Raw genomic sequence first — 26,227 nt, forward strand, 5'->3', positions numbered from 1 at the left:
CTGCGCGGGGGCGGGGGGATCTCGTCGGCTTCGGGGGCGGACCGGGGCGCGGTGCGGTGTGCGGACACTGCGGGCTCCCTCCTGGCTCCCTGGGCTGCGGCTTACCGGGGTTCAACGCCTGTTCGACCTGTCGGTCACTGGTACTGCTTGATCGGGTTGACGTCGGAGGCGTCTTCGCCTGCCCCGCTCCCGGGGTGCCGCTGCGCCCACCCTCCCTCGTCGCCCCTGGCGGCACGACTGCCCGCGGTCACGACGACCATGCGGAAAACGCACTCCGAGCCGTGAGGCGCTCGTCGGTCCGAAACCGGCTGTACGTGGCAGCAACCATTGCGTTACGGGGCGGTGCTCGTGCATGCTCCCTGGAACCCCGCGCAGCCGGTGCGGGAACTGGGCGGAGGAGGCGTGCGGTCGTACCCTTGGGGGTATGGGGTGGGGAAGATGATTCCCGGACACGGCTCCGCCGCACACTGACGTCCCATCCACGTCGTCCCACACGAGGATCCAAACGCCGAGACACCCATGGCCGGTCAAGAATTCTTCGAATCCGCGGACCGCAAGCGGTGGCCCGTCGCCGATCACACGGCGGCCGAGCCCCTTGCGGCGGAAGAGGCACGCCCTTCCTGCGATCCCGCCTTCAAGCACGGCGTCGTCGTCGGCTTCGACGGTTCGACGTCCAGTGAGCGCGCCCTCGCGTACGCCGTCGGCATGGCCCGCCGCTCCGGCTCGGGCCTGATCATCGTGCATGTCGCCAACCGGCTGCCCACGACCGTGTGGGCCGGCTGCGAGCCGCCCGTCTTCGTCGACGTCCCCGATCACCGCACCGAGGTCCTCGGGCTGGAGCTCGCGTGCGCCGACTATCTCGCCGAAGTGCCCTGGATCCTCGTCGAGCGCGGCGGCGACATCTGTCACGAACTCGAAGAGGTGGGGCGGGAGTACGAGGCCGACGCGATCGTCGTCGGCTCCACCCACGGGCTCGTCGGCCGGCTCTTCGGGTCGGTCGCGGGGCGGCTCGCCAAGCGGGCGCAGCGGCCGGTCATCGTCATTCCGTGACGTTCGGCCTCGCTGTTCCGTGACGTTCCGCGCCGTCAACCCGTGGCGTTCCGCGACGTTTTCGGAAACGTGTAAGTCTACTGACGCGTAGGGGTGTTTGTGCCCTTGTGAAGGGCATAACCCGCGTGATGCCTGACGGAGTGGTGTGACGGCCACGGGTAGTTGGCAGCGGCGCCGGGGCGTTGGGCGGCCCCGGTATGTCGAACGGACCCCCCGTGATGGGTGGCATCACGTGGGGGTCCGTCCTCGTTGTACGGCTTCTGCGGGTTGCGTCCCTACTCGACCGTGACCGACTTCGCGAGGTTCCTGGGCTTGTCGATGTCGCGGCCCAGGGCCAACGCCGTGTGGTAGGCGAGGAGTTGGAGGGGGATGCCCATGAGGATCGGGTCGAGTTCGTCCTCGTTCTTGGGGACGACGATCGTCTGGTCGGCCTTCTCCTGCTCCCGGTGGGCGACGGCGAGGATCTTGCCGCTGCGGGCCTTGATCTCCTCCAGGGCGGCGCGGTTCTTCTCCAGGAGGTCGTCGTCGGGGACGATGGCGACCGTCGGGAGGGCGGGCTCGATGAGGGCCAGTGGGCCGTGCTTGAGTTCGGAGGCGGGGTAGGCCTCGGCGTGGATGTACGAGACCTCCTTGAGCTTCAGGGAGGCCTCACGGGCCACCGGGTAGCCCCGGACGCGGCCGATGAAGAGCATCGAGCGGGCCTCGGCGTACTGCTCGGCCAGCTTCTTGATCTCCTCCTCCTGCTCCAGCATCTCGGCGATCTGGGCGGGGAGCCTGCGCAGGCCCTCGATGATCCGCTTGCCGTCGCGGACGGAGAGGTCGCGGGTGCGGCCCAGGTGCAGTGCGAGGAGCGCGAAGGCCACGGTGGTGTTGGTGAAGCACTTCGTGGAGACGACGCAGACCTCGGGGCCGGCGTGGACGTAGATGCCGCCGTCCGCCTCGCGGGCGATCGCCGAGCCGACGACGTTCACGACGCCCAGGACGCGGGCGCCCTTGCGCTTCAGCTCCTGGACGGCCGCCAGCACGTCGTACGTCTCGCCGGACTGGGAGACGGCGATGTAGAGGGTGTCGGGGTCGACGACCGCGTTGCGGTAGCGGAACTCCGACGCCGGCTCGGCGTCCGCGGGGATACGGGCCAGCTCCTCGATCATCTGGGCGCCGATCATGCCCGCGTGGTACGAGGTGCCGCAGCCGAGGATCTTCACGCGGCGGATCTGGCGCGCCTCGCGGGCGTCCAGGTTCAGGCCGCCGAGGCGCACGGTGGAGAAGCGGTCGTCGATGCGCCCGCGCAGCACGCGGTCCACGGCGTCGGCCTGCTCGTGGATCTCCTTGTGCATGTACGTGTCGTGGCCGCCCATGTCGTACGAGGCGGCCTCCCACTCCACGGTGGTGGGCTCCGCGGTGGTGCGGGTGCCCTCCGTGGTGTAGGTGCGGAAGTCGTCGGCCTTGAGGGTGGCCATCTCGCCGTCGTCCAGGGTGACGATCTGGCGGGTGTGGGCGACCAGAGCGGCTATGTCCGAGGCGACGAACATCTCCTTCTCGCCGATGCCGAGGACGACCGGGGAGCCGTTGCGGGCGACGACGATGCGGTCGTTGAAGTCGGCGTGCATGACGGCGATGCCGTACGTGCCCTCGACGATGCGTACCGCCTGGCGGACCTTCTCCTCCAGGGTGGTGGCCTGGGACCGGGCGATGAGGTGGGTGAGGACCTCGGTGTCCGTCTCGGAGAGGAATTCGACGCCGTCCGCTTCGAGCTTCTTCCGCAGGTCGGAGGCGTTGTCGATGATGCCGTTGTGGACGACGGCGACCTTGTTGTCGGTCGACATGTGCGGGTGGGCGTTCACGTCGGACGGGGCGCCGTGGGTGGCCCAGCGGGTGTGGGCGATGCCGGTGGTGCCCTTGAAGCGCGCGGGGACCTTGGCCTCCAGGTCGCGGACGCGGCCCTTGGCCTTGACCATCTTCAGACCGGCCGTCTTGGGTGAGGTGACCACTATGCCCGCCGAGTCGTAGCCCCGGTACTCCAGGCGCTGCAGCCCCTCAAGGAGCAGCGGTGCCACATCGCGCTTGCCGATGTAACCGACAATCCCGCACATATATACGTATCCCCTAGCCGTAGATGTTCAGCCGTGGCCGATCGGTCGCGACCGGGTCGGTCGCGGATGATCAGCCGTAGACCATGCGGCGCAGTTGCCTGAGCGTCAGCTCCGGCGGTGCGACCGCCCGGTACTTCAGGTCCGCCTCGATCCGTTCGAAGATCGTCGCGTTGACCAGGCCCTGGGCCTGGAGCTCGCGGTGGCGGCGACGGACGTAGGCCTCGGTCGTCTCGTCGAAGTAGGCGAGCACGTCCTGGATCACACGCAGCGCCTCGCCCCGGTTGAGGGGCGAGGATCGCGTCAAATGATCAACGAGTTCGTCGTGCACTCGGTAGATCCTGAGGGACGGGCGGGCGTTTCGCAAGAATTCTGCCCGATATCGGGCAGGAGGCTGTTACCGCCCCTTGGGGGAACGTTGAATGTGTTATGAGTGGCTGTTCGTGTGCCGTCCATCCGGCGTCCCGCATCCCGTCGCCTGAGGCGACGAGTTTCGGACGCCATGGACATACCTCGCATGGGCGTACCCGAGCAGCTGGCCGAGCGCATGAGCATGGCCGAGCAGCACGAGTACCTGCGCTCCAAGTTCTCCCGGCGTTCGATGATCAGAGGCGGCGCTGTCACGCTCGGCGCCGTCGCGGGTGGCGCGTTCGTCCCGGCCACGGCGCAGGCCGCCACCCCGGCCGCCCTCCGCACCTCGGTTCCGACCCAGGCCGGCGCGAGCGCCGAACGCGTCGACGGCTCCCTCGTCGCCCCCTTCGGCCGCCACCTCGCCTACGGCAACGACCCGCGCACCGAGATCACCGTCTCCTGGCAGGTCCCGCTCCCGGTGAAGAAGCCCTTCGTCCGGATCGGCACCCACGCCTCGCACCTCTCCGTCAAGATCGACGCCGAGGTCCGCACCCTCCACACCCCGGCCGGTGTCGGTGCGAGCGGCGACCACACCCAGTACTACGTGCACGCCAAACTGACCCACCTCAAGCCTGGCAGGACCTACTTCTACGGTGTCGGCCACGACGGCTTCGACCCGGCCTCACCGCAGTTCGCGGGCACCATCGGTACCTTCACCACCGCCCCCGCCCACAAGGCGCCCTTCACCTTCACGGCCTTCGGCGACGAGGGCGTCGGCTACCACGGCCTCGCCAACAACAGCCTCCTCCTCGGCCAGAACCCGGCCTTCCACCTGCACGCCGGCGACATCGCCTACGCAGACCCGGCCGGCCAGGGCAAGACCGCCGACACCGGCTTCGACTCCCGGGTGTGGGACCAGTTCCTCGCCCAGACCGAGGCCGTCGCCAAGTCCGTGCCGTGGATGCCCGCCTACGGCAACCACGACATGGAGGCCTGGTACTCGCCCAACGGCTACGGCGGCGAGGAGGCCCGCTGGAACCTCCCCGACAACGGCCCCGACCGGAAGAACCTGCCGGGCGTCTACTCCTTCGTCTACGGGAACACGGCCGTCATCTCCCTCGACGCCAACGACATCTCCTTCGAGATCCCGGCCAACCTCGGCATCTCCGGCGGCACGCAGACCAAGTGGCTGGAGGCGCAGCTCAAGAAGTTCCGCGCGTCCAAGGACGTCGACTTCGTCGTGGTCTTCTTCCACCACTGCGCCTACTGCACCTCCACCGCGCACGCCTCGGAAGGCGGTGTGCGCCAGGAGTGGGTGCCGCTGTTCGAGAAGTACTCGGTGGACCTGGTCATCAACGGCCACAACCACCAGTACGAGCGCACCGACGTCATCAAGGCCGGCACGGTCACCAAGAAGCTCCCGATCGGCGGCACGGCGTACCCGGAGACCGAGGGCGTGGTGTACGTGACGGCGGGCGCGGCCGGCCGCAGCCTCTACTCCTTCACCGCCCCGCTGTCGTACGAGGGCCACGAGAACGAGGTCGAGTCCGTCTCGTCCTACATCAACACCAAGGAGGGCAAGCAGAACGAGACCGTCACGTGGTCGCGCGTGCGTTATCTGGACTACTCCTTCCTGCGCGTGGACGTGAAGCCCGCGCCGAAGGGGCACTACGCCACGCTGACCGTGCGCGGTATCGCGGAGACGGGTGCGCAGGTCGACCACTTCACGGTGGCGCGCCGGGCCAAGTAGCGCCGCCGGTGCGCCCGGAAGGCGGGGCGCACGAACGGTCCGGTGCCGGGAAGGGGGTCCTCACGCGCGTCAAATGCGTTTGAGGACCGCCTGTTTGGCCATCGTGAACTCCTCGTCCGTGAGCACGCCGGACCGGTGGAGGTCGCCCAGTTCGCGCAGGCGGCGCAGCAGGGCGTCGTGGTCCTCCTCGGGGGCCGGCCGGTCCGGCGCCGGCGCGGTCGGCTGCTGGGGCGCGGATGCCGCCGGATGCGGGAGGCGGGCCTGCACGGCCGCCGCGACCAGGGCCATCAGCGGGTCCTTCTTGAAGCCCCACAGCTCGACGGAGTTGGGGTCGTACTTGGGCGGCGCCTTCGTCGGCGCGTTCCGCACGGTGAAGCGGAGGCTGCCGTTCTCCAGGCCGACCGAGGGGTGCCACTCGACGCCCGCTATGTCCGCCAGCGGCAGCGTCCGCGTCCCGGACGCGGCCTTGGCCTCCTCCGTCTTCCAGTTCCACTCCAGGCGTACGTGGTCGCCGTCGAAGCTCGCCGTGCCGTCCCCGGCGGAGACGGAGAGCGGGACGGCGGGCCCGGCGAGCAGATAGGAGTCCACCGCGTCGGTCGGCACCTCGTCCAGCAGCAGCGCGTTGCGGACCTCGTCCACGAAGTACTCGGCGACGCCGTACCGGTCGGCGTCGACGCTGAGCCGGTACGGGTCGTTGGAGTCGGCGAGCCGGCCGCCGGTGGCCTGGAGGAGCGGGTCGGAGCCGTCGCGCAGCCGTAGCCGCAGCCGCCCCGACTTCTTGCCCTGTTCGAAGGAGACGCCCGCCAACGCGCCCAGTGGAACGGAGAGTTCACCCAGAGTGCTGCGGAGCAGGCTCACCCCCCTGTCGCGGCCCGGGGTCAGCCGCAGCGTGTCGCCGTCGAAGGTCCAGGTGCCGTCCCGCTGGAGGATTTCCGCCATGAGGAGGATTGTTCCACCGGCTGCGGGAAGAGGTGGTCTAGACCTGGAGGGGGTGCAGGGGTGATGGTGGGGAGCGCACAGTTCGATGGGTGGAGGGAGCTCGTTGTGAGATCGCACCACAGATCGACCAGCCTTCTCGGTGCGCTGCTGGTGGTGGCGGCCGGGATCTTCGCCGTGGGAGCCGCACCCGTGTCCGAGAACGCCCAGGCCGACGCCGTCACGATCCCGCTCGGGCAGGTGATTCCGGCCCCCGCCTCGGTCCATGCCGGGGGATCGCCCTACCGGCTGACGAGCAGTACCCGCATCGTCGTGGACGGCGGGCCCGAGGCCCGCCGGATCGGGGACTACCTCGCGGGGATCCTGCGGCCCTCGACGGGGTACCGGCTGCCGGTGACCGAACGCCAAGAGGCCGGAATCCGCCTGCGGTTGGCCCCCGGGGAGGCGGGTCTCGGCCAGGAGGGCTACCGGCTGGAGAGCGGCCGCTCGGGTGTCACCCTCACCGCACGCGCGCCCGCCGGGCTCTTCCACGCCGTCCAGACCCTGCGTCAGCTCCTGCCCGCCGCCGTCGAGAAGGACTCCGTGCAGCCGGGTCCGTGGCTGATCGCGGGCGGCACCGTCGAGGACACCCCGCGCTACGGCTGGCGCGGCGCGATGCTGGACGTCTCCCGGCACTTCTTCGGCGTGGACCAGGTCAAGCGCTTCATCGACCAGTTGGCGCTCTACAAGTTCAACAAGCTCCACCTGCACCTCTCCGACGACCAGGGCTGGCGCATCGCCATCGACTCCTGGCCGCGCCTCGCCCCGTACGGCGGATCCACCCAGGTCGGCGGCGGCCCCGGCGGTCACTACACGAAGGCCGACTACGAGGAGATCGTCCGGTACGCGGCCTCGCGCCACCTGGAGGTCGTGCCCGAGATCGACCTGCCCGGCCACACCAACGCGGCCCTCGCCTCCTACGCCGAGCTGAACTGCGACGGTGTCGCGCCCCCGCTCTACACCGGCACCGAGGTCGGCTTCAGCTCCCTCTGCGTCGGCAAGGACGTGACGTACGACTTCGTGGAGGACGTCGTACGGGAGCTGGCCGCGCTCACTCCGGGGCGGTATTTGCACATCGGCGGTGACGAGGCGCACTCCACCAGCCACGAGGACTATGCGAAGTTCATGGACCGGGTGCAGCCGGTCGTCGAGAAGTACGGGAAGACCGTGATCGGCTGGCACCAGCTGACCGGGGCCACTCCGGCGCGGGGCGCGCTCGCGCAGTACTGGGGGCTGGACAGCACGGGAGCCGAGGAGAAGGAGCGGGTCGCGGCTGCCGCGCGGAACGGGACGGGGGTCATTCTGTCGCCGGCCGACCGGATCTACCTCGACATGAAGTACGACAAGGACACGCCGCTGGGGCTCGACTGGGCGGGGTATGTGGATGTGCGGCGGGCGTACGACTGGGATCCGGGGGAGTATCTGGCGGGTGCGCCCGGCTCCGCGATCCGGGGTGTCGAGGCGCCGTTGTGGACCGAGACGATCGTGACCTCGGACGATGTTGAGTACATGGCGTTTCCGAGGCTGCCGGGGGTTGCTGAGCTGGGGTGGTCTCCGGCGTCCACGCATGGCTGGGACGGGTATCGGGTGCGGCTTGCTGCGCAGGGGGCGCGGTGGGAGGCGCTCGGGATCGGGTACTTCCGTGCGGTGGCGGTGCCCTGGCCTGCGCGGTAGGGCCCGGGGGGTTCGGTGCGTCGGCGGGTGCGGGTGGGTGGGGCTTCTCGCGCAGTTCCCCGCGCCCCTGAAAAGCAGGGGCTGCGCCCCGTGCTTTTCAGCCCGGTGGCCCGGTGGCCCGCAGGCCTGTTGCCTTCAGGCCCCGCCGGGCCGTTGCTCCCTGGCTCCCAGGTCCCCAGGACCTCCAGCCCGTGGTCCTTCCGGCCTGCGGGCCCGTCGTCTTTCAGGTCTGTGGGGCCGTGGGCTTTCAGGCCCGTCGGGCCTGGTCTTTGAGGGGCGTGGGGAGCTGCGTGGTCAGTCTCCGCTCGCCCGCGGCCGAATCGTCCGCCGTCGAACGCATGACACGGCGGGCACCTCGGAGGACCGTACTCCGAGGTGCCCGCCTGCTTCGGTGGGGCCGTGCCGGGGGCTACACGCCCGCGATGGGGTTCTGCAGGGTGCCGATGAGCTGGAGTGCGCCCGCCGGGTCCGCCAGGTCGACCATCTGCTTGTTGTTGCGCAGCTGGAGGCGGTTGAGGCAGGACAGCGCGAACTCGGGCGCGAACATGTCGTACCGGGCGAACTTGTCGGCGAGTTCGGGCATCGAGTGCTGGTAGTCGCGGACGGTCTCGGCGACCGTGCGCCAGAACTCCTCCTCGTCCAGGACGCCCTCCTCGGCGAGGTTCGCGGCCAGGAAGCGGAAGAAGCAGTCGAAGACGTCCGTGAAGAGGGACAGGAGCTTCTTGTCCTCGGGGACCTCGACGCGCAGCCGCTCGACCGCCGGCGGCAGCACCGCCTGCGGGTCCATGACCGCGATCTCCTCGGCGATGTCCTTGTAGATCGCCCGCTCGACGACACCGTCCTTCAGGACGAGGATGACGTTCTCGCCGTGCGGCATGAAGACGAGGTCGTACGCGTAGAAGCTGTGGAGGAGGGGAGTGAGGTACGCCCGCAGGTAGCGGCGCAGCCACTCCGTCGGGGTCAGGCCCGAGCGTGCGACCAGCGCGGCGGCGAAGCCGTTGCCCTCGTGGTCGACGTGGACCAGGGAGGCCATCGTCGCCAGGGACTCGCCTTCCTGGAGCGAGGCGACCGGGCTCTCGCGCCACAGTGCGGCCAGCATCTTGCGGTAGGCGGAGTACTTGTCGGTGGCGGCCTCGTACTCCAGGTGCCGGTAGCCGACGGCGGCGCGCTCGCGGATGATCGACAGACCGGTCGACTTCAGGACCGGGTCGCTGTCGATGAGACCGGCGAGCCAGTCGTTGATGGCCGGGGTCGCCTCCATGTACGCCGCCGAGAGGCCGCGCATGAAGCCCATGTTGAGGACGGACAGGGCCGTTTTGACGTAGTGCTTCTCGGGGGCGGACCGGTTGAAGAACGTCCGGATCGACTGCTGGGCGAGGTACTCGTCGTCGCCCTCCCCGAGGCACACCAGGTTCTGCTGGGCGATCTCGGCGGCGAAGGTGACGGTGAGCTTGTTCCACCACTGCCAGGGGTGGACCGGGATGAAGAGGTAGTCGGCCGGGTCCAGCTCCTGGCCGGAGAGGACGGAGTCGAAGCGGGCGACCGTCTCCGCGCCCAGCTCGTCCCGGAGGAAGGCTTCGTACTCGATGCCCACCCCCGCCGTGAACGCCGCCCGTGAGCGGTGCGCGGCCAGCCAGACCAGGCGGACCGGGCTCGCCGTCTCGGGGGCGTACGAGAGGTACTCGTGGACGCCGAAGCCGAGGCGGCCGTTGTTGGCGACGAAGCAGGGGTGGCCCTCGGTCATCCCGGTCTCGATGGCCTGGAAGCCGGCGTCCACCAGTTCGGCGACCGGCGTCTGCGGTTTGGTGAGCTTGTAGCAGGTGCCGGCGAGGGTGGAGGAGATCTCCTCCAGATAGACCGGGAGGATCTCGTCGCTCAGGCCGAGGGACTTCTTCAGCTCGATGAAGAAGTCCAGGGCGGCCAGAGGGAGGTCGACGCCGTCTCGTCGACGGGTGATCGAGTCGGCGTCGACCTGCCAGTGGTCGAGGGCGCGCCGGACGGCGGTGAACCCGTAGCGGGTCGAGCCGTCGTCGCTGCGGACCTCGAAGCGGCCGTCGGTGGTGGCCTCCGGCGTGATGAGCCGCTCATGGGCGAACTCGGCCAGGGCCTTGCGGATGAGCAGGCGGTTGGCCCGTGCCCAGCGGTGGGGGGACAGATGCGCTACGGCGTCGGACAGGGTCATACGGCTACTCCTCGGGCGGCCTCGAAGAACTGCTCGCGCGTGCAGAAGCTCAGCAGCGCGCGCTTCTCCGGCTTGTCGATCTCGCGGTCGGGGACGAAACCGACGGCTTCGTTGAGGGCGTGGACGGCCTTGTTGGACACGTCCGGCTCGACGACGACCCGGTGGGTGGCCGGGTCCTCGAAGAGGTGCGCCATCACGGCGGTGATCACGGACCTGGTGAACCCGTGCACCGGGGTGTCCGTCGGCGGCACCAGGAAGTGCATGCCGACGTCCCCGGGCTCGGGCTCGTACAGGCCGACGAGCTCACGGTGGGTGGGGTCGTACCTCTCCATGAGGAAGACGGGCTCGCCGTCCAGCAGCCCCAGCAGGGCGTGGTGGTGCGGGTCGGCCGCGATCTCCATGTACGCGCGCTCGACGTCCTCCGGCCTGGCGTCCTGCATCATCCAGTACGCCGCCTTGGGATGCGTCACCCAGCCGTGCAGCAGCTCGGCGTCGTTCAGCGGGTCGAGGGGACGGAAGGTGTAGTGCACCACGTCGAGGCCGCTCATACCGCGAACTCCTGGAAGGCGATGCTCTTCTCGACCGGGTAGTACTCGGTGCCGAGCAGTTCGCGGATGATGTACGCGTTCCGGTACGGGCCCATGCCCAGGTCGGGTGAGGTGATGCTGTGGGCGTGGACGGCGGCGTTCTGCAGGAAGACGCCTCGGCCGGTGGTGTCGATCGCGTAGTTGCGGGCCACGTCGAAGTTGCCCTGCGTGTCGTAGCGCAGCCGGTCACGGACGGGCTTGAGGAACTCCGGCTCGGTGTACTTGTAGCCGGTGGCGAGGATCAGGCCCTGCGAGTCGATCTCGTAGTCCTTCTCCTGCTCCTCCTGACGCAGGCCCAGGGTGTACGTGCCGTTCTCGTGACGCACGCTGTTCAGGGCGGAGTTGGTGAGCAGGCGGGTGGGGAGCGGGCCGCCGAGGCTCTTCTGGTAGAGCAGGTCGAAGATCTCGTTGATGAGGTCTCCGTCGATGCCCTTGAAGAGGCCCTTCTGCTCCTGGGTCAGGCGGTGGCGGGTCGGCTCCGGCAGCTCGCGGAAGTAGTCGATGTACTCCGGGGAGGTCATCTCCAGCGTGAGCTTGGTGTATTCCAGGGGGAAGAAGCGGGGGGAGCGTGTCACCCAGTTCAGCTGGTAGCCGTGGACGTCGATCTCGCTGAGCAGGTCGTAGTAGATCTCGGCGGCCGACTGCCCGGAACCGACGAGGGTGATCGACTTCTTCTTCTGCAGCTCCCGCTTGTGCCGCATGTAGCGGGAGTTGTGGATGTAGTCGCCGCCCAGGCCCTGGACCGCCTCCGGGAGATGCGGGGGCGTGCCGGTGCCGAGGACGAGGTGGCGGGCGCGCAGGACGTCACCGTCGGCCGTCCGCACGGCGTACACGTCGTCCTCGTACGTCACCTCGGTGACCGTCGTGCCGAAGCGGACGTTGCTCAGCCGGTTCGCGGCCCAGCGGCAGTAGTCGTCGTACTCGACCCGCAGCGGGTAGAAGTTCTCGCGGATGTAGAACGAGTACAGACGGCCCGAGTCCTTCAGGTAGTTCAGGAAGGAGTACGGGGAGGTCGGGTCGGCGAGGGTGACCAGGTCCGACATGAACGGGGTCTGGAGGTGGGCGCCGTCGAGGAACATCCCCGAGTGCCACTCGAAGTTCGGCTTCGAGTCGAGGAAGATCCCGTCGAGCTCGGCGATGGGCTCGGTGAGGCAGGCGAGGCCGAGGTTGAAGGGTCCCAGTCCGATGCCGATGAAGTCGTAGGTCTTCACGGCGGGTTCAGGAAGCGACGCGGTCAAGGGATTCTCCCAGGTACTGCTCGGCGTGGCCGGCGATCAGGTCGAGTACGGCGGCGATGTCCTCGGCCGTCGTCTCGGGGTTGAGCAGGGTGAACTTCAGGTAGTGGCGACCGCCGACCTTGGTGCCCGCGACCACGGCGTCACCGGAGGCGAACAGGGCCTTGCGGGCGTACAGGTTGGCGCGGTCGATCTCGGCCGGGTCGGTGACCGCCTCGGGGATGTAGCGGTAGACCAGCGTGGACAGCTGGGGCTCCACGACCACGTCGTAGCGCGGGTCCGCGGCGAGCAGTTTCCAGCCTTCCTCCGCCAGGTCGCAGACCTCGTCGAAGAGCTGGCCGATGCCGTCGGCACCCATCGTGCGCAGCGTCATCCACAGCTTGAGCGCGTCGAAGCGGCGGGTGGTCTGCAGGGACTTGTCGACCTGGTTGGGGATGCGCTCGGTGACCATGCGGCGCGGGTTGAGGTACTCCGCGTGGTAGGTCGCGTGGCGCAGCGTGGCCGCGTCCCGGACGAGGACGGCGGACGAACTCACCGGCTGGAAGAAGGACTTGTGGTAGTCCACGGTGACGGAGTCGGCGCGCTCGATGCCGTCGAGGAGGTCGCGGCGCTTGAGCGAGACGAGCAGACCGCAACCGTAGGCGGCGTCGACGTGCATCCAGGTGTCGTACTGCGCGCACAGCTCGGCTATCTCGGGCAGCGGGTCTATCGAGCCGAAGTCGGTGGTCCCGGAGGTGGCGACGACGGCCATGGGGACGAGGCCGTCGTTCCTGCAGCGCTCCAGCTCACGGGCGAGGGCGACCGTCTGCATGCGCTTGGTGCCGTCGACCGGGACGCAGACGACGGCGTCCTGGCCGAGGCCCAGCAGTTTCGCCGACTTCTTCACGCTGAAGTGGCTGACCTCCGAGGCGAAGATCCGCAGTTTCGCTGTGTCGTCGGTCTTGGCCTCCTCACGGGCGAGAAGCAGGGCCTGGAGGTTGGACTGCGAGCCGCCGGAGGTGAACACACCGTCGGCGGAAGGACCGAAGCCGATGCGCTCGTTCGTCCAGTCGATGAGCTTGCGCTCGATCAGGGTGCCGCCCGCCGACTGGTCCCAGGTGTCCAGGGAGGAGTTGACGGCGGAGAGGACGGCCTCGCCGAGCACGGCCGGGATGACGACCGGGCAGTTGAGGTGGGCGAGATAGCGCGGGTGGTGGAAGTAGACCGCGTCGCGGAGGTAGACGTCCTCCAGCTCGTCGAGGACGGCGGCCGTGTCGTGCAGCGGCTTGTCGAGGTCGATCCTCTCGATGTGGGGGGAGAGGGCGTCGACGGTGACACCGGTGAACGGTCGGTCGGTGGTGGCGAGTTTGGCCGCCACCCGCTCCACGCCTTCGGTCACGGTGCGGCGGTACCGCTCCGCGGTCGTGTCATTGAGCAGGTGCGAGCGCATGGGGAGGTCCTCCGAGCGGGGCGGTCCGGGTGGGACGGAGAGGTGAGTGGGGGGTGACATCACGTCGTCCAACTTAGGTAAGCCTAACCTAACTAACTCAAGTGGGGCCCGAACTCAGCCGTGACCGTGGTCACTTCACTGTCTCTGGTGACTTCGGTGACTTCGGTGACTTCGGTGACTTCGGTGGCTCTGGGACTCCGGTATCTCTGGTGGCTCGGGTAGTGCCGACGATTCCGTCTACTCGCCGCGCTCCCGCAGCTGCTCCTCCGTCAGGCCCTCACGCCAGTACCCGACGAAGGTCACCCGCCGCCTGTCGATCCCGCGTTCCCGCACGAGGTGACGGCGCAGCTCCTTCACACGGCCGGACTCACCGGCGATCCAGGCGTACGGCAGCTCGCTGGACGGCAGTCGGGCGGCACGGACGGTGTCGAGGGCGGTCGGCGCCCCCTCGGCCCGTACGAGCCAGGTGATCTCGGCGGCGGCCTCGGTGGTCAGGTCCTGGATGTCGCCCGCGTGGTGGACCTCCAGCCAGACCCGGGCCCGCGTACCGGCGGGCAGCGACTCCAGGATCGCCGAGGCGGCGGGCAGCGCCGTCTCGTCACCCCAGATCAGCACCAGGTCGGTGTCCGCCGGCGGACGGAAACGGATCGCGCGGTTGTCGGCGACGGCGGGTCCGAGCAGCACGACCCGGTCACCGGCCCGCGCTGCCGACGCCCACCGGGACGCGGGCCCGGCAGGCACGGCCGCCTCCGGCTCCACCCCGTGCAGCACGAAGTCGATGTCGATCCCGACGGTGTCGCCGTGGACGTCCGAGCGGAGCCCCCGCAGGGTGTACGAGCGCATCACCGCCCTGACGTCGTCCGGCAGTTCCCGCCACGCCTGCCACCAGCCGTCGCCCAGTTCGAAGGGGATGGCCGGGGTGTCCTGCCCCGGATGCGGCAGAAAGAGGGACAGTGACTGATCCCGGCCGTCGGAGTGGAAGTACCTCAGATCGTCCCCCGCGAACGAGACCCGCACGAGAGACGGCCCCAGCCGCTCCGTCCGTAGGACCTGAAGAGAGAAGAAACGGAAGGGGGCGGCTACGGCCGTCGTCATGTGATTGGCTCCTGAATCAGGGGCGGTACGTATGTGGGAGAGGGCGCCCCCGGGGGCGCGGGGCGCTGGCATGTGCGGCTCCGCCGCGTGGGCGCGACCAGCCACGACGGACCCGCAGCTCACCCACGGCCTCGGCCTTAACCGACCTTCTTCGCGTTCTCGATCGCCTCGGCCAGCTCCTCGAGAAGCGGCGCGCATTTGGCGTAGGAAAGAATCGGCTCGGGGTTACGCCCGATGACCTGCCCCGCCTTCACCGCAGGCAGCTTCTTCCAGGTCGCCTCTTCGATCGCGTCCGGCTGGATCGCCGACGTGCGGTTGTCCATGATGATGACGTCCGCGTCGTACTTGTCGACGTTCTCCCAGCTGAGGTTCTCGAACCAGCCCCCGCTGGCCTTCAGCGCGGCGGCGCTCGGCTCGACGAAGTTCACGCCGAGGGCCTTGAAGTACTCCAGGTCGATGGAGAGATTCGAGCCGGAGACGTAGAAGATGTCCTGGCTCGCGGAACCGGCGAGCACCTTGATGTCGGGCTTGGACCTGGTGGCCGCGCGCAGCCGGGCGGCCGCGTCCTCGAACCGCTTCTTGGCCGTGGTGATCTTCGTCGACTCCACGTCGGCGCCGAGCGACTTGGCCAGTTCCAGCATGCGCTGCAGGGGCTCGGTCATCTGACGGTCGAAGACGGAGATGCCGACGCTCGGGGCGAGCTTGGCGATCTTGTCCTTGGAGGTCTCGGGCACGTACCAGAGGGTGCCGGCGTCGTCGAACAGGGTGGTGATGAGGACGTCGGGGGCGAGGGCGGCGTACTTCTCGACGTTGAACTCGTCCCAGACGTTGCCGAGGACGGTGACCTTGCTGATGTCGAGGTCGCCGGCCTGGACGTCGGCCTTGCCGTCCGTCGTCCTGGTCGGACCGAAGACGCCCTTGACGTCGATGCCGTAGTCGTACAGCGCGGCGGCGACACCGACGAAGGCGACGATGTTCGCCGGGACCTTGTCGGTCTTGGCGGTCACGCCACGGTCGTCCTTGAACGACCAGGGGCCGGACTTGGCGGCAGCCGTCTCCTTGTCGGAGCCAGTGCTGCTGCTCTTCGCGTCCTCGTCTCCGCAGGCGGCGAGGACGGCACCGAGACCGAGTGCGCCACCGGCGGCGAGGATGCCACGGCGGGTGAGGTGAGCGGCTCTGGCGTTGGACATGTGTATGGCTACTTTCGAACGGGGCGGAGTGCCGCCCGAGGGCGAGTTCGAAGGTAGGTTAGCCTAACCTCACTACTTGTCCAGAGGGTGGCTCCAGGGAATGGAATGCCCGGGTCCGACTCTGTTCTAATCTTTGAATTACCTGTGAATCGAAGGTTGGTGGGGTTCACGGGGTGTTGATGGGTCTTAAACCTGCGATTTGTATCACCAATGCGCAGGACGTCCGAAGTGGTTCGGCAGGTCCCCGTCAGGGGACAAAAGGGCACCCGGCTCGCGTGTGGCGAACCGGGTGGCAGGGTGCCGGAGCCGCGCCTTCATGGCTGGTTCCGGCCATCATTCGAACATAGCCTGTCGGTCGAACGGTCGAACGGTCGAACGGCAGGACGGTCAGCCGGTCAGTCCCAACTCCCTGGCGATCAGCATGCGTTGCACCTCGCTGGTGCCCTCGCCGATTTCCAGGATCTTGGAGTCGCGCCACATGCGGGCGACGGGGTACTCGTTCATGAAGCCGTAGCCGCCGTGGATCTGGGTGGCGTCGCGTGCGTTGTCGACGGCGATGGTGGAGGAGTAGAGCTTCGCCAGGGCCGCCTCCTTCTTGAAGGGGTCACCGGCGACGAGGCGGTAGGCCGCGTCGCGCCAGGCGAGCCGGGCCGTGTGGGCCTTCATCTCCATGTCGGCGATCTTGAACTGGATGGCCTGGTTGGCGCCGATCGGGCGGCCGAAGGCGTGCCGTTCCTTGGCGTACTTCACCGACTCGTCCACGCAGCCCTGGGCGAGCCCTGTGGCGAGCGCCGAGATGGCGATGCGGCCCTCGTCGAGGATGCGCAGGAACTGGGCGTATCCACGGCCGAGTTCGCCGAGGAGGTTCTCCGCCGGGACCCGGACGTCCGCGAAGGACAGCTCACGGGTGTCCGAGGCGTTCCAGCCGACCTTGGAGTAGGGGGCGGCCACAGTGAAGCCAGGGGTGCCGGACGGGACGATGATCGAGGAGATGAGGGGCTTGCCGTCCGGGGTGCGGCCGGTGACCGCCGTGACCGTGACCAGGGCCGTGATGTCCGTCCCCGAGTTGGTGATGAAGCACTTGCTGCCGTTGATGACCCATTCGTTCGTCGACTCGTCCAGGCGGGCCGTCGTACGGGTCGCGCCCGCGTCCGAGCCGCCGTCGGGCTCGGTGAGGCCGAACGCCCCCAGCACCTCGCCGGAGCACAGGCGCGGCAGCCACTCCTCCTTCTGCGCCCGGGTGCCGAAGAGATGGATCGGCATCGCGCCCAGGGAGACCCCGGCTTCGAGGGTGATGGCCACGGACGAGTCCACCCGGGCCAGCTCCTCCAGCGCGATGCCCAGCGCCAGATAGTCGCCGCCCATGCCGCCGTACTCCTCGGGGAAAGGCAGCCCGAACAGCCCCATGCGGCCCATCTCGCGCACGATCTCGTACGGGAACTCGTGCCGCTCGTAGAAGTCGCCGATCTTGGGTGCGACGACCTCGTGCGCGAACTCCTCGACCGTACGGCGGAGTTCTTCCAGCTCGGGGGAGAGGCGGTGGTTCATGAACGTCAGTGCTCCTTGTGGTCCTCGTGGCCCTCGTCGTCCTTGTGGGACAGGGCGCGTACGGTGCGGGACGGGCTGGGCCGGCCCAGGTGTCCGGCCATCCACTCGCTCGTGGCGACGAGGCGGCCGAGGTCGACGCCCGTGTCGATGCCGAGGCCCCGCAGCATCCACACGAGGTCTTCGGTGGCGAGGTTCCCGGTGGCGGACTTCGCGTACGGGCAGCCGCCGAGGCCGCCGGCCGACGCGTCGACCGTCGTGACGCCGCACTGGAGCGCTGCCAGGGTGTTGGCGAGCGCCTGCCCGTACGTGTCGTGGAAGTGCACGCCCAGCACGGAGACCGGGACCCGCTGTGCGTCGAGGGTCGCGAGGAGTCCGCGCACATGGCCCGGGGTGGCCACGCCGATCGTGTCGCCGAGGCTCAGTTCGTCGCAGCCCATGTCCAGCAGGGCCCGGCACACGCGGGCGACCTGGTCGACGGGGACCGGGCCCTCCCAGGGGTCGCCGAAGCACATCGAGAGATAACCCCGGACATGGACTCCCTCGGCCTTCGCCCGGGTCACCACCGGGTCGAACATGGCCAGCGCCTCGTCGACCGTACGGTTGAGGTTGGCCTTGGCGAAGGACTCCGTGGCGCTGGCGAACACGGCGACGCGGCGGGCGCCGAGGGCGAGGGCGCGGTCCAGGCCGCGTTCGTTCGGCACCAGGACGGGAAGGCCGACCGGCAGATCGCGCACCTGCGGGAACAGCCGCTCCGCGTCCGCCAGTTGGGGCACCCACCTGGGGTGCACGAAGCTGGTGGCCTCGATCGTCGTCAGTCCCGCGTCGGCCAGACGGCGGATGAACTCCGCCTTCACCTCCGTCGGGACCGTGCCCTTCTCGTTCTGCAGGCCGTCCCGCGCGCCCACCTCGTGGATACGGACATGCGCGGGCAGGTCCGGGGCGGGGACGGCCATCGGGAGGCCCAGGTCCGTGCTGCTCATGCGGGGGTCTCCTCCGTCGGGTGCGGCTCGACCACGGCCAGCACCTGGTCCATGGTGACGGTCGTGCCCGGCGTGACGTCCAGCTCGGTGACCGTCCCGGCGTGTGGTGCGCAGACGACGTGCTCCATCTTCATCGCCTCCACCACCAGCAGGCTCTGCCCGGCGGCCACCTCGTCCCCCACGGTCACCTTCACCACGGTGACCGTCCCGGGCATCGGCGCGGTCAGCGAGTCCGCGCCCGCGTGGGCGGCACCGGTGAGCGCGGCGGCGACGGGGTCGTGGTCACGCACGTGCCAGGCATCACCGTCGCGGCCGATCCAGTCGGCGGCGCGGTGGAAGGTGTGACGGATGCCGTCCACGGTCACGGACACCTGGTCGTCGGTGACCGTGTGGGTGCCCCGGAGGGGGTGGGTGACGGGTTCGAGTCCCGTCGCCCGTAGCTCGAAGGCGGGCGGCAGGGGCACACCGCCGAGACGCCAGCCGTTCGGGACGGAGAAGGGGTCGGTCCAGCCGCCCCCACGAGGCCTCAGCCCGTCGAGCCGTACGGCCGCCGCGGCCTCGTACACCGCTTCCGGGACCTCCGTGGAGACCAGCGCCTCCACCTCCCGCTCCACCAGCCCTGTGTCCAACTCGCCCGCCACCACCGCCGGATGGGCCAGCAGCCGGCGCAGGAACCCCGCGTTCGTCTGGACGCCCAGGGTGACCGTCTCCGCGAGGGCCGCGCGGAGACGGCGCAGGGCGGTGGGCCGGTCGGGGCCGTAGGCGATGACCTTGGAGAGCATCGGGTCGTACAGCGAGCCGACCTCCGTGCCCTCGGTGAGGCCGGAGTCCGTACGGACACCGTCACCGTCCGGCTCGCGCAGGCGCAGGATCGTGCCGCCGGAGGGGAGGAAGCCGCGCGAGGGGTCCTCGGCGCAGATCCGCGCCTCGACCGCGTGCCCCGTCAGCCGTACGTCCTCCTGCCCGAAGGACAGCCGCTCGCCCGCCGCGACCCGGAGCTGCCACTCCACCAGGTCGACGCCCGTGACCAGCTCGGTCACCGGGTGCTCGACCTGGAGGCGGGTGTTCATCTCCATGAAGTAGTACGAGGAGGGGTCGCCGCCGGGGACGATGAACTCGACCGTGCCCGCGCCGGAGTAGCCGCAGGAGCGGGCCGCCTGGACGGCCGCCTCGCCCATCGCGGCCCGGGTGGCCTCGTCGAGCAGGACGCTGGGCGCCTCCTCGATGACCTTCTGGTGGCGGCGCTGGAGCGAGCACTCACGCTCACCGAGGTGGACCACGCCGCCGTGACCGTCGGCCAGGACCTGGATCTCGATGTGCCGGGGGCGGTCGATCCACCGCTCCACGAGGAGGGTGTCGTCGCCGAAGGACGAGCGGGCCTCGCGGCGGGCGGCGGCGATCTCGTCGGCCAGCAGCTCCGCGTCCCGGACCAGCCGCATGCCCTTGCCGCCGCCGCCCGCGCTGGGCTTCAGCAGCACCGGCATGCCGATCTCGCGGGCGGCCTGCGCGAGTTGCAGGTCCGTGAGTCCGCTGCCGCTCGAACCGGGTACCACCGGCACCCCGGCCGCCCGGACCGTCTCCTTGGCACGGATCTTGTCGCCCATGAGGGAGATGGCGTCGGCGGGCGGACCGATGAAGACGAGACCCGCGTCGGCGCACGCCCGCGCGAACCCGGCGTTCTCCGCCAGGAAGCCGTACCCCGGGTGCACCGCCTGCGCGCCCGTCCGGGCCGCCGCCTCCAGCAGCCGCTCCACCGACAGATAGCTCATCGCCGCCGGCGCCGGACCGATCCGCACGGCCGTGTCGGCCTCCCGTACGTGCCGGGCGTCGGCGTCCGCGTCGGAGAAGACGGCGACGGAGCGGACGCCGAGAGCGCGGAGGGTGCGGATGACGCGGACGGCGATCTCGCCCCGGTTGGCCACCAGCACCGTGTCGAACATGGTCGGCTTCATCGGCTTCATCGGCTTCATCGGCTTCGTCGGATTCATCGGTTCCCCCTCACATCCGGAAGACGCCGAACTGGGGTTCACCCAGGGGCGCGTTGGCACAGGCCGTCAGGGCGAGGCCCAGGACCTGGCGGGTCTCCAGCGGGTCGATCACGCCGTCGTCCCAGAGGCGGGCCGTGGCGTAGTAGGCGCTGCCCTGGCGCTCGTACTGGGCGCGGATCGGGTCCTTGAACGACTCCTCGTCCCCCGCCGGCCAGTCCTCGCCGCGCGCCTGAAGCTGGTCCCGCTTCACGGTCGCTAGGACGGACGCGGCCTGTTCGCCGCCCATCACCGAGATCTTGGCGTTGGGCCACATCCACAGGAAGCGGGGGGAGTACGCCCGGCCGCACATCGAGTAGTTGCCCGCGCCGTACGAGCCGCCGATCACGACGGTCAGCTTGGGGACGCGGGTGCAGGCCACGGCCGTCACCATCTTGGCGCCGTGCTTGGCGATGCCGCCGGCCTCGTAGTCCCGGCCGACCATGAAGCCGGAGATGTTCTGCAGGAAGACCAGCGGGATACCGCGCTGGTCGCACAGCTCGATGAAGTGGGCGCCCTTCTGGGCGGACTCGGAGAAGAGGATGCCGTTGTTGGCGACGATCCCGACCGGGTGCCCGTGGACGCGGGCGAAGCCGGTGACGAGGGTCTGCCCGAACTCCGCCTTGAACTCGGCGAACCGCGAACCGTCGGCCACGCGCGCGATGACCTCGCGTACGTCGTACGGGGTGCGGGAGTCGACGGGCACGGCGCCGTACAGCGTGTACGGGTCCACCTTGGGCTCGACGGCCGGCTCGACCGACCAGGGGAGCGGGCCCCGGGAGGGAAGGGTGGAGACGATGGTCCGCACGATGCGCAGGGCGTGGGCGTCGCTCTCGGCGAGGTGGTCGGTGACGCCGGAGATCCGGGAGTGCACCTCGCCGCCGCCCAGCTCCTCGGCGGTGACGACCTCGCCGGTGGCGGCCTTCACCAGCGGGGGGCCGCCGAGGAAGATCGTCCCCTGCCCCCGGACGATGACGGCTTCGTCGCTCATCGCGGGGACGTACGCGCCGCCCGCCGTGCACGACCCGAGGACGGCGGCGATCTGCGGGATGCCCGCCCCCGACATCCGGGCCTGGTTGTAGAAGATCCGGCCGAAGTGCTCGCGGTCGGGGAAGACCTCGTCCTGCATGGGCAGGAAGGCGCCGCCGGAGTCGACGAGGTAGAGACAGGGGAGGCGGTTCTCCAGGGCCACCTCCTGGGCCCGCAGGTGCTTCTTCACTGTCATCGGGTAGTACGTGCCGCCCTTGACCGTGGCGTCGTTGGCGACGACGACGCACTCACGGCCGCTGACCCGGCCGATCCCGGCGATGACGCCCGCGGCCGGGGCCTGGCCGTCGTAGAGCCCGTCCGCGGCCAGGGGCGCCAGCTCCAGGAAGGGCGAGCCGGGGTCGAGGAGGGTGTCCACCCTGTCGCGCGGCAGCAGCTTGCCCCGTGCCGTGTGCCGGGCGCGCGCCTTCTCGCCGCCGCCGAGGCGCGCCGCGGCCAGCTTGGCCCGCAGCTCCTCGCCCAGCGCGCGGTGCGCGGCCTCGTTGGCCCGATACGCCTCCGCCGCGGGATCTGCCGCGGTCGTCAGCTCCGGTGCCTGGTCCATCGTGCGGTCCCCTCACCCAGTGGTCACCCGTGGTCACCTGTTAATGAGCGTTAACGCGTTTCCACCAGGTTAACGACCGCTAACCTCCCTGTCTAGAATTGACTTCATGGCCACGAGAACCGACGCGCCCACCCGCCGCGAACAGATCCTCAAGGAAGCCGCCCGCCTCTTCGCCGAGCGAGGCTTCCACGGTGTCGGCGTCGACGAGATAGGGGCGGCCGTCGGCATCAGCGGGCCGGGCCTCTACCGGCACTTCGCGGGCAAGGACGCGATGCTCGCGGAGCTGCTGGTGGGGATCAGCGGGCAGTTGCTGACGGGGGCGAAGCGGAGGGTGGCGGAGGCCGACGGGCACGATGCCGAGGCCCTCCTCGACTCGCTCATCGAGGGGCACATCGACTTCGCTCTCGACGACCGTCCCCTCATCACCCTGCACGACCGCGAGCTGGACCGCCTCCGCGACAGCGACCGCAAGCTCGTACGGCAGTTGCAGCGGCAGTACGTCGAGCTGTGGGTGCAGGTGCTCCGCGAAGCCCATCCGGGGCTCGCCGAGCCCGCCGCCCGGTCCGCCGTGCACTCGGTGTTCGGGCTCCTGAACTCGACGCCGCACCTGGGGCGGCCGGGGTCGTTGCCCGGCCGGGCGGCCACGGCGGAGTTGCTGCACCGGATGGCCCGGGGGGCGTTCGAGGCGGCAGCCTCCGGCTGACCGCCCGGTTCCGGCCGGCCGCCCGCCTGTGGCTGACCGCCCGGTTCCGGCTGTCCGGTGGGCCGGGTTCGGGGTGGGGGTTTCGGCGGTCGCGGGCCGCGGGTCGAGTGGGGCCGGCCGCGCGGTTCCTCGCGCCTCGGCGGCGTGAATCCGGGCCGGTGCCTCCGTTGTGCGGCACAAGCGTGACGAGCGTTACGGAGCGGATGGTCTGGACGGGCTTGTCTACTCGCCGGTACGGTTGTCTGAGCAAGCGCTTAGGGGTGTCGGTTCGGACCGTAACCATCATTGAGGAACCCCAACGGCGCGCAACCAGGTACGCGAGAGCGGCGCCGGTTCAGGCGCAAGAAGGGTGGCGGCGGTGCGCCGTACGGTGTTCAACGAGGATCACGAGGCGTTCCGGGAGACCCTGCGTGCCTTCATCGAGGCCGAGGTCGTGCCCGTGTACGACGAGTGGTTCGCCGCCGGCCAGGCGCCGCGCGACTTCTACTACAAGCTCGCCGAGCTGGGCGTCTTCGGCATCCGCGTGGACGAGGAGTACGGCGGCGCCGGCATCGACTCCTACAAGTTCGAGGCCGTCCTGTACGAGGAGACCGCGCGCGCGGGTGTGTCCTTCGGCGGCTCCGGTGTGCACGTGCTGCTCGGTCTGCCGTACGTCAAGCTGCTCGCCACCGACGAGCAGAAGAAGCGCTACCTGCCGAAGTTCGTCTCCGGTGAGGAGATGTGGGCGATCGCGATGACCGAGCCGGGCACCGGCTCCGACCTCGCGGGCATGAAGACGACCGCCAAGCTCAGCGAGGACGGCACGCACTACGTCCTCAACGGCTCCAAGACCTTCATCACCGGTGGCGTCCACGCCGATCAGATGATCGTCTGCGCCCGCACCGACTCGCCCAGCGCCGAGGACCGTCGCCACGGCATATCCCTTCTCGTGGTGGACACCAAGTCCGAGGGCTACTCGGTCGGCCGCAAGCTGGACAAGCTCGGCCTGAAGACCTCCGACACCGCCGAGCTGGCGTTCGTCGACGTCAAGGTGCCCGTCGAGAACCTCCTCGGCGAGGAGAACAAGGGCTTCTACTACCTCGGCCACAACCTCGCCTCCGAGCGCTGGGGCATCGCCTACGGCGCCTACGCGCAGGCCAAGGCCGCCGTCCGGTTCGCCAAGCAGTACGTGCAGGACCGGGTCGTCTTCGGCAAGCCCGTCGCGCACTTCCAGAACACCAAGTTCGAGCTGGCCGCCTGCCAGGCCGAGGTGGACGCGGCCGAGGCCGTCGCCGACCGCGCCACGGAGGCCCTCGACGCCGGTGAGCTGACGCCCGCCGAGGCCGCCAGCGCCAAGCTGTTCTGCACCGAGGTCGCCCACCGTGTCATCGACCGCTGCCTCCAGCTGCACGGCGGCTACGGCTTCATGAACGAGTACCCGATCGCCCGCCTGTACGCGGACAACCGGGTCAACCGTATCTACGGCGGCACCAGCGAGATCATGAAGTCGATCATCGCCAAGGACATGGGGCTGTGACACGGGCCGTCACACGGTCTGTGACACGGGTCCGTAAGGCCCCGGAAATTACTGTGCAGTACAACTGACCCCATGAGTCAGGTACCACTGCAGTCTCTCCTCGATCTGCTCGACCTCGAGCAGATCGAGGAGAACATCTTCCGCGGCCAGTCCCGGCCCGCCATCGTCCCCCGGGTCTTCGGCGGGCAGGTCGCGGCCCAGGCGCTCGTCGCCGCCGGGCGGACGGTCCCCGCGGACCGGCTGCCGCACTCCCTCCACGCGTACTTCCTGCGCATCGGCGACGCCGGCGCGCCCATCGTGTACACCGTGGAGCGCATGAACGACGGCCGTTCCTTCACCGCGCGCCGTGTCGTCGCCGTCCAGCACGGCCAGCCGATCTTCGCCCTCTCCGCGTCGTTCCAGCGGTACGAGGACGGCCTCGACCACCAGGCCCCGATGCCCGCCGCGCCCGACCCGGAGTCCCTGCCCACCGCCGAGCAGCGGCTCCCGGCGTACGGGCTCGACCCGGCCGTCGTGGAGAAGATGCTGGAGGCGCGGGCCGCCGTCGACCTCCGCTACGTCGACGACCCGCCGTACGGCCGCTACGGCGAGCCGCGCGAACCGCGCTCCCAGGTGTGGTTCCGCGCCAACGGCAAGCTCGACGACGACCCGCTCCTGCACGTCGTCCTCGCCACCTACGTCTCCGACATGACGCTCCTCGACTCCATCCTGCTCGCGCACGGGCGCGGCGGCTGGGCCGTCGGCGACGTCGTCGGGGCCTCCCTCGACCACGCCATGTGGTTCCACCGGCCGTTCCGCGCCGACGAGTGGCTCCTGTACGACCAGGAGTCGCCGTCCGCGTCGGCCGGCCGGGGCCTCGGCCAGGGCCGGATCTACACGCAGGACGGACGGCTCGCGATCTCCGTGATCCAGGAGGGCGTCGTCCGCGTACCGAGGCCGAAGACGCCCTGACCTCCGGTGGCCTCCTGGCCTCCTGACCTCCTGGGTCCGGTGGCGGTGGTCTCCGGGGGTCCGGGGGTCCGGGGGTCCGGTGGCCTCCCGGGGCCCTAGCCGTCCTTGAGCCCCGCCTGCTCCAGCAGGTACGCCGACATCGGGTCGTAGTAGCGCGGGCTGACCACGTGGTCGTCGAGCGGGACCACGGCCTGGAGGGTGCCCTCGGACTCGCCGAGGAAGAGGGCGGGGTCGTTGGAGTCCGCGTAGCCGACGGAGTCGACGCCGAGCTGGCCGGCGCAGCCTGCCCAGCCGTGGTCGGCGACGACCAGGTCGGGCAGCGGGCGGCCGGCGCCCTCCAGGCCCCGGAGGATGGCGCGCATCGGCTCGGGGGAGTGGGTGTGCCAGAGCGTGGCGCCGTGTTCGAGGACGGCCACGTCCGCGAACTGCATGACGTACCCCTCCTCCGTCTGCAGGCCCTCCGGGATGACGACGATCTCGCAGCCCGCCGCGCGCAGCGCCCGCGCCGTCTCGTGGTGCACCTGGAGCAGCCCGCCGGGGTGGCCGGTGGCGAACAGGACGCGCTGCGCGCCCTCCGCCGCCTTGCGCAGCCGAGCCGCCATGCGCTCCAGCGCGTCGACCGTCAGGTCCGGGTCGATGGTGTCCTGGCCGTAGCGGTGCCCCGGGTCGTCGTTCACGCCGACGCGCTCCGCCATCACGGCCAGCACGTCCTGCTCGTCGGTCCAGCGGTCCCCGAGCTCCAGGCCGAGCCAGTAGTGGCGGTTGCCGTTGGCCAGTTCGCGGTAGTGGGAGAGGTTGTTCTCGCGGGGCGTGGCGACGTCGCCCGCGATACGCGTCCGTACAAGGTGTTCGACGAGCTCGGCGCGGCTGGGGGTCCCGGGTATCGGCATGCGTCCATTGTGAGGCAGACGACAGCGGGAGTCGCGGGCGTCCCGCCCGCTGCGACCTGCGTCACTCCGCGACGGACCGGTGGCCACCGGCCGCCCTGTCACTCCCGCCGCAGCGCGAACCACAACTCCATCCGTACGTCCGGGTCGTCGAGGTCCACGCCGAGCAACGTCGCGCACCGGCCGATGCGTTGACGGACCGTGTTGCGGTGGACGGCCAGGGCGACGGCCGTACGGTCCCAACTGCCGTGCAGGGAGAGCCAGGTGCGCAGGGTCTCGGTGAGGGCGGGAGCGCCGGGAGCGGTGGTGAGGGGGGCCAGCAGGGCCTGGGCGTGGGCGGTCGCGTCCGCCGCCGGCACCAGGTCGGTGAGGGCCGTGCGGGAGCCGTGCCGGACCAGCGCCGTCCGTGTCGCCCTGGC

The 26,227-nt window shown here is 69.9% G+C and carries 22 protein-coding genes; 6 read left to right on the forward strand and 16 right to left on the reverse strand.

Going from position 1 to position 26,227, the window contains the following annotated elements:
• Nucleotides 1-134: 134 nt before the first annotated feature.
• Nucleotides 135-260: a hypothetical protein gene (locus AWZ10_RS55100; RefSeq protein WP_267893575.1), complete on the reverse strand. Its 126-nt coding sequence runs from the start codon at nt 258-260 to the stop codon at nt 135-137.
• A 259-nt stretch (nt 261-519) separates the two neighbouring features.
• Here AWZ10_RS55100 and AWZ10_RS17430 point away from each other — a divergent pair, with 259 nt between their 5' ends.
• A complete protein-coding gene (locus tag AWZ10_RS17430) occupies nt 520-1,050 on the forward strand; it encodes a universal stress protein (protein WP_046709191.1) in 531 nt (176 codons plus the stop codon).
• Nucleotides 1,051-1,325: 275 nt separating this feature from the next.
• On the opposite strand, the gene glmS is transcribed toward AWZ10_RS17430, so the two are convergent.
• Together glmS and AWZ10_RS17440 are read right to left on the reverse strand one after the other, a co-directional pair.
• Complete coding sequence (glmS, locus tag AWZ10_RS17435; protein WP_046709192.1) at nt 1,326-3,143, reverse strand: glutamine--fructose-6-phosphate transaminase (isomerizing); 1,818 nt, start codon at nt 3,141-3,143, stop codon at nt 1,326-1,328.
• A 70-nt stretch (nt 3,144-3,213) separates the two neighbouring features.
• Complete coding sequence (locus tag AWZ10_RS17440; RefSeq protein WP_046709193.1) at nt 3,214-3,471, reverse strand: hypothetical protein; 258 nt, start codon at nt 3,469-3,471, stop codon at nt 3,214-3,216.
• 186 nt (nt 3,472-3,657) lie between these two features.
• On the opposite strand from AWZ10_RS17440, the gene AWZ10_RS17445 reads away from it, so the two are divergent.
• Nucleotides 3,658-5,241: a purple acid phosphatase family protein gene (locus AWZ10_RS17445; protein ID WP_046709194.1), complete on the forward strand. Its 1,584-nt coding sequence runs from the start codon at nt 3,658-3,660 to the stop codon at nt 5,239-5,241.
• A 69-nt stretch (nt 5,242-5,310) separates the two neighbouring features.
• On the opposite strand, the gene AWZ10_RS17450 is transcribed toward AWZ10_RS17445, so the two are convergent.
• A complete protein-coding gene (locus tag AWZ10_RS17450) occupies nt 5,311-6,180 on the reverse strand; it encodes a DUF4429 domain-containing protein (RefSeq protein ID WP_046709195.1) in 870 nt (289 codons plus the stop codon).
• A 105-nt stretch (nt 6,181-6,285) separates the two neighbouring features.
• Between AWZ10_RS17450 and AWZ10_RS17455 the strand changes: the two genes are divergently transcribed.
• Complete coding sequence (locus AWZ10_RS17455; protein ID WP_107417450.1) at nt 6,286-7,890, forward strand: beta-N-acetylhexosaminidase; 1,605 nt, start codon at nt 6,286-6,288, stop codon at nt 7,888-7,890.
• A gap of 409 nt (nt 7,891-8,299) precedes the next feature.
• Here AWZ10_RS17455 and AWZ10_RS17460 read toward each other — a convergent pair whose 3' ends face one another.
• The 10 genes from AWZ10_RS17460 to AWZ10_RS17505 all read right to left on the reverse strand — a co-directional run bounded on the left by AWZ10_RS17460 (nt 8,300) and on the right by AWZ10_RS17505 (nt 21,751).
• Entirely contained in the window at nt 8,300-10,072 is a 1,773-nt protein-coding gene (locus tag AWZ10_RS17460; RefSeq protein ID WP_046702767.1) for an IucA/IucC family protein, read from the reverse strand.
• Nucleotides 10,069-10,620 carry a GNAT family N-acetyltransferase gene (locus AWZ10_RS17465; RefSeq protein WP_046702766.1) on the reverse strand — a complete coding sequence of 184 codons (552 nt, stop codon included), beginning with the start codon at nt 10,618-10,620 and terminating at the stop codon, nt 10,069-10,071. Before AWZ10_RS17465 ends, AWZ10_RS17460 begins: the two co-directional genes overlap by 4 nt.
• A complete protein-coding gene (locus AWZ10_RS17470; protein WP_046702765.1) occupies nt 10,617-11,897 on the reverse strand; it encodes a lysine N(6)-hydroxylase/L-ornithine N(5)-oxygenase family protein in 1,281 nt (426 codons plus the stop codon). The genes AWZ10_RS17465 and AWZ10_RS17470 overlap by 4 nt, the downstream gene beginning before the upstream one ends.
• Complete coding sequence (gene desA, locus AWZ10_RS17475; protein ID WP_046702764.1) at nt 11,878-13,323, reverse strand: lysine decarboxylase DesA; 1,446 nt, start codon at nt 13,321-13,323, stop codon at nt 11,878-11,880. Before desA ends, AWZ10_RS17470 begins: the two co-directional genes overlap by 20 nt.
• Nucleotides 13,324-13,560: 237 nt before the next feature.
• Nucleotides 13,561-14,418 carry a siderophore-interacting protein gene (locus AWZ10_RS17480; protein WP_046702763.1) on the reverse strand — a complete coding sequence of 286 codons (858 nt, stop codon included), beginning with the start codon at nt 14,416-14,418 and terminating at the stop codon, nt 13,561-13,563.
• Between the two features lie 137 nt (nt 14,419-14,555).
• Nucleotides 14,556-15,608, reverse strand: a complete 1,053-nt coding sequence (locus AWZ10_RS17485; protein WP_060891522.1) for an ABC transporter substrate-binding protein — start codon at nt 15,606-15,608, stop codon at nt 14,556-14,558.
• Between the two features lie 387 nt (nt 15,609-15,995).
• A complete protein-coding gene (locus AWZ10_RS17490) occupies nt 15,996-17,156 on the reverse strand; it encodes an acyl-CoA dehydrogenase family protein (protein WP_046707362.1) in 1,161 nt (386 codons plus the stop codon).
• A 5-nt stretch (nt 17,157-17,161) separates the two neighbouring features.
• Nucleotides 17,162-18,136, reverse strand: coding sequence for a hydroxymethylglutaryl-CoA lyase (locus AWZ10_RS17495; protein ID WP_046707361.1), 975 nt, complete (start codon nt 18,134-18,136; stop codon nt 17,162-17,164).
• A complete protein-coding gene (locus AWZ10_RS17500; RefSeq protein ID WP_060891524.1) occupies nt 18,133-20,076 on the reverse strand; it encodes an acetyl-CoA carboxylase biotin carboxylase subunit in 1,944 nt (647 codons plus the stop codon). Before AWZ10_RS17500 ends, AWZ10_RS17495 begins: the two co-directional genes overlap by 4 nt.
• Nucleotides 20,077-20,134: 58 nt before the next feature.
• On the reverse strand, nt 20,135-21,751 hold the full coding sequence (locus AWZ10_RS17505) for a carboxyl transferase domain-containing protein (protein ID WP_060891523.1): 1,617 nt from the start codon (nt 21,749-21,751) through the stop codon (nt 20,135-20,137).
• A gap of 106 nt (nt 21,752-21,857) precedes the next feature.
• Here AWZ10_RS17505 and AWZ10_RS17510 point away from each other — a divergent pair, with 106 nt between their 5' ends.
• From AWZ10_RS17510 to AWZ10_RS17520, 3 genes are all read left to right on the forward strand, one after another.
• Nucleotides 21,858-22,454 (forward strand): SACE_7040 family transcriptional regulator, encoded by a 597-nt coding sequence (locus AWZ10_RS17510; protein WP_046707359.1) that lies wholly within the window; start codon nt 21,858-21,860, stop codon nt 22,452-22,454.
• A 358-nt stretch (nt 22,455-22,812) separates the two neighbouring features.
• A complete protein-coding gene (locus tag AWZ10_RS17515) occupies nt 22,813-23,970 on the forward strand; it encodes an acyl-CoA dehydrogenase family protein (protein ID WP_046707364.1) in 1,158 nt (385 codons plus the stop codon).
• A 72-nt stretch (nt 23,971-24,042) separates the two neighbouring features.
• Nucleotides 24,043-24,921, forward strand: coding sequence for an acyl-CoA thioesterase (locus AWZ10_RS17520; protein WP_037703366.1), 879 nt, complete (start codon nt 24,043-24,045; stop codon nt 24,919-24,921).
• A gap of 95 nt (nt 24,922-25,016) precedes the next feature.
• Here AWZ10_RS17520 and AWZ10_RS17525 read toward each other — a convergent pair whose 3' ends face one another.
• Together AWZ10_RS17525 and AWZ10_RS17530 are read right to left on the reverse strand one after the other, a co-directional pair.
• Nucleotides 25,017-25,811, reverse strand: coding sequence for a phosphatase (locus AWZ10_RS17525; RefSeq protein ID WP_046707357.1), 795 nt, complete (start codon nt 25,809-25,811; stop codon nt 25,017-25,019).
• A gap of 98 nt (nt 25,812-25,909) precedes the next feature.
• Nucleotides 25,910-26,227, reverse strand: a 318-nt coding sequence (locus AWZ10_RS17530) for a helix-turn-helix domain-containing protein (RefSeq protein WP_167365961.1), incomplete at its 5' end; no start/stop codon positions are given.

Source organism: Streptomyces europaeiscabiei (assembly GCF_001550375.1).
Classification (GTDB): Bacteria; Actinomycetota; Actinomycetes; order Streptomycetales; family Streptomycetaceae; genus Streptomyces; species Streptomyces europaeiscabiei.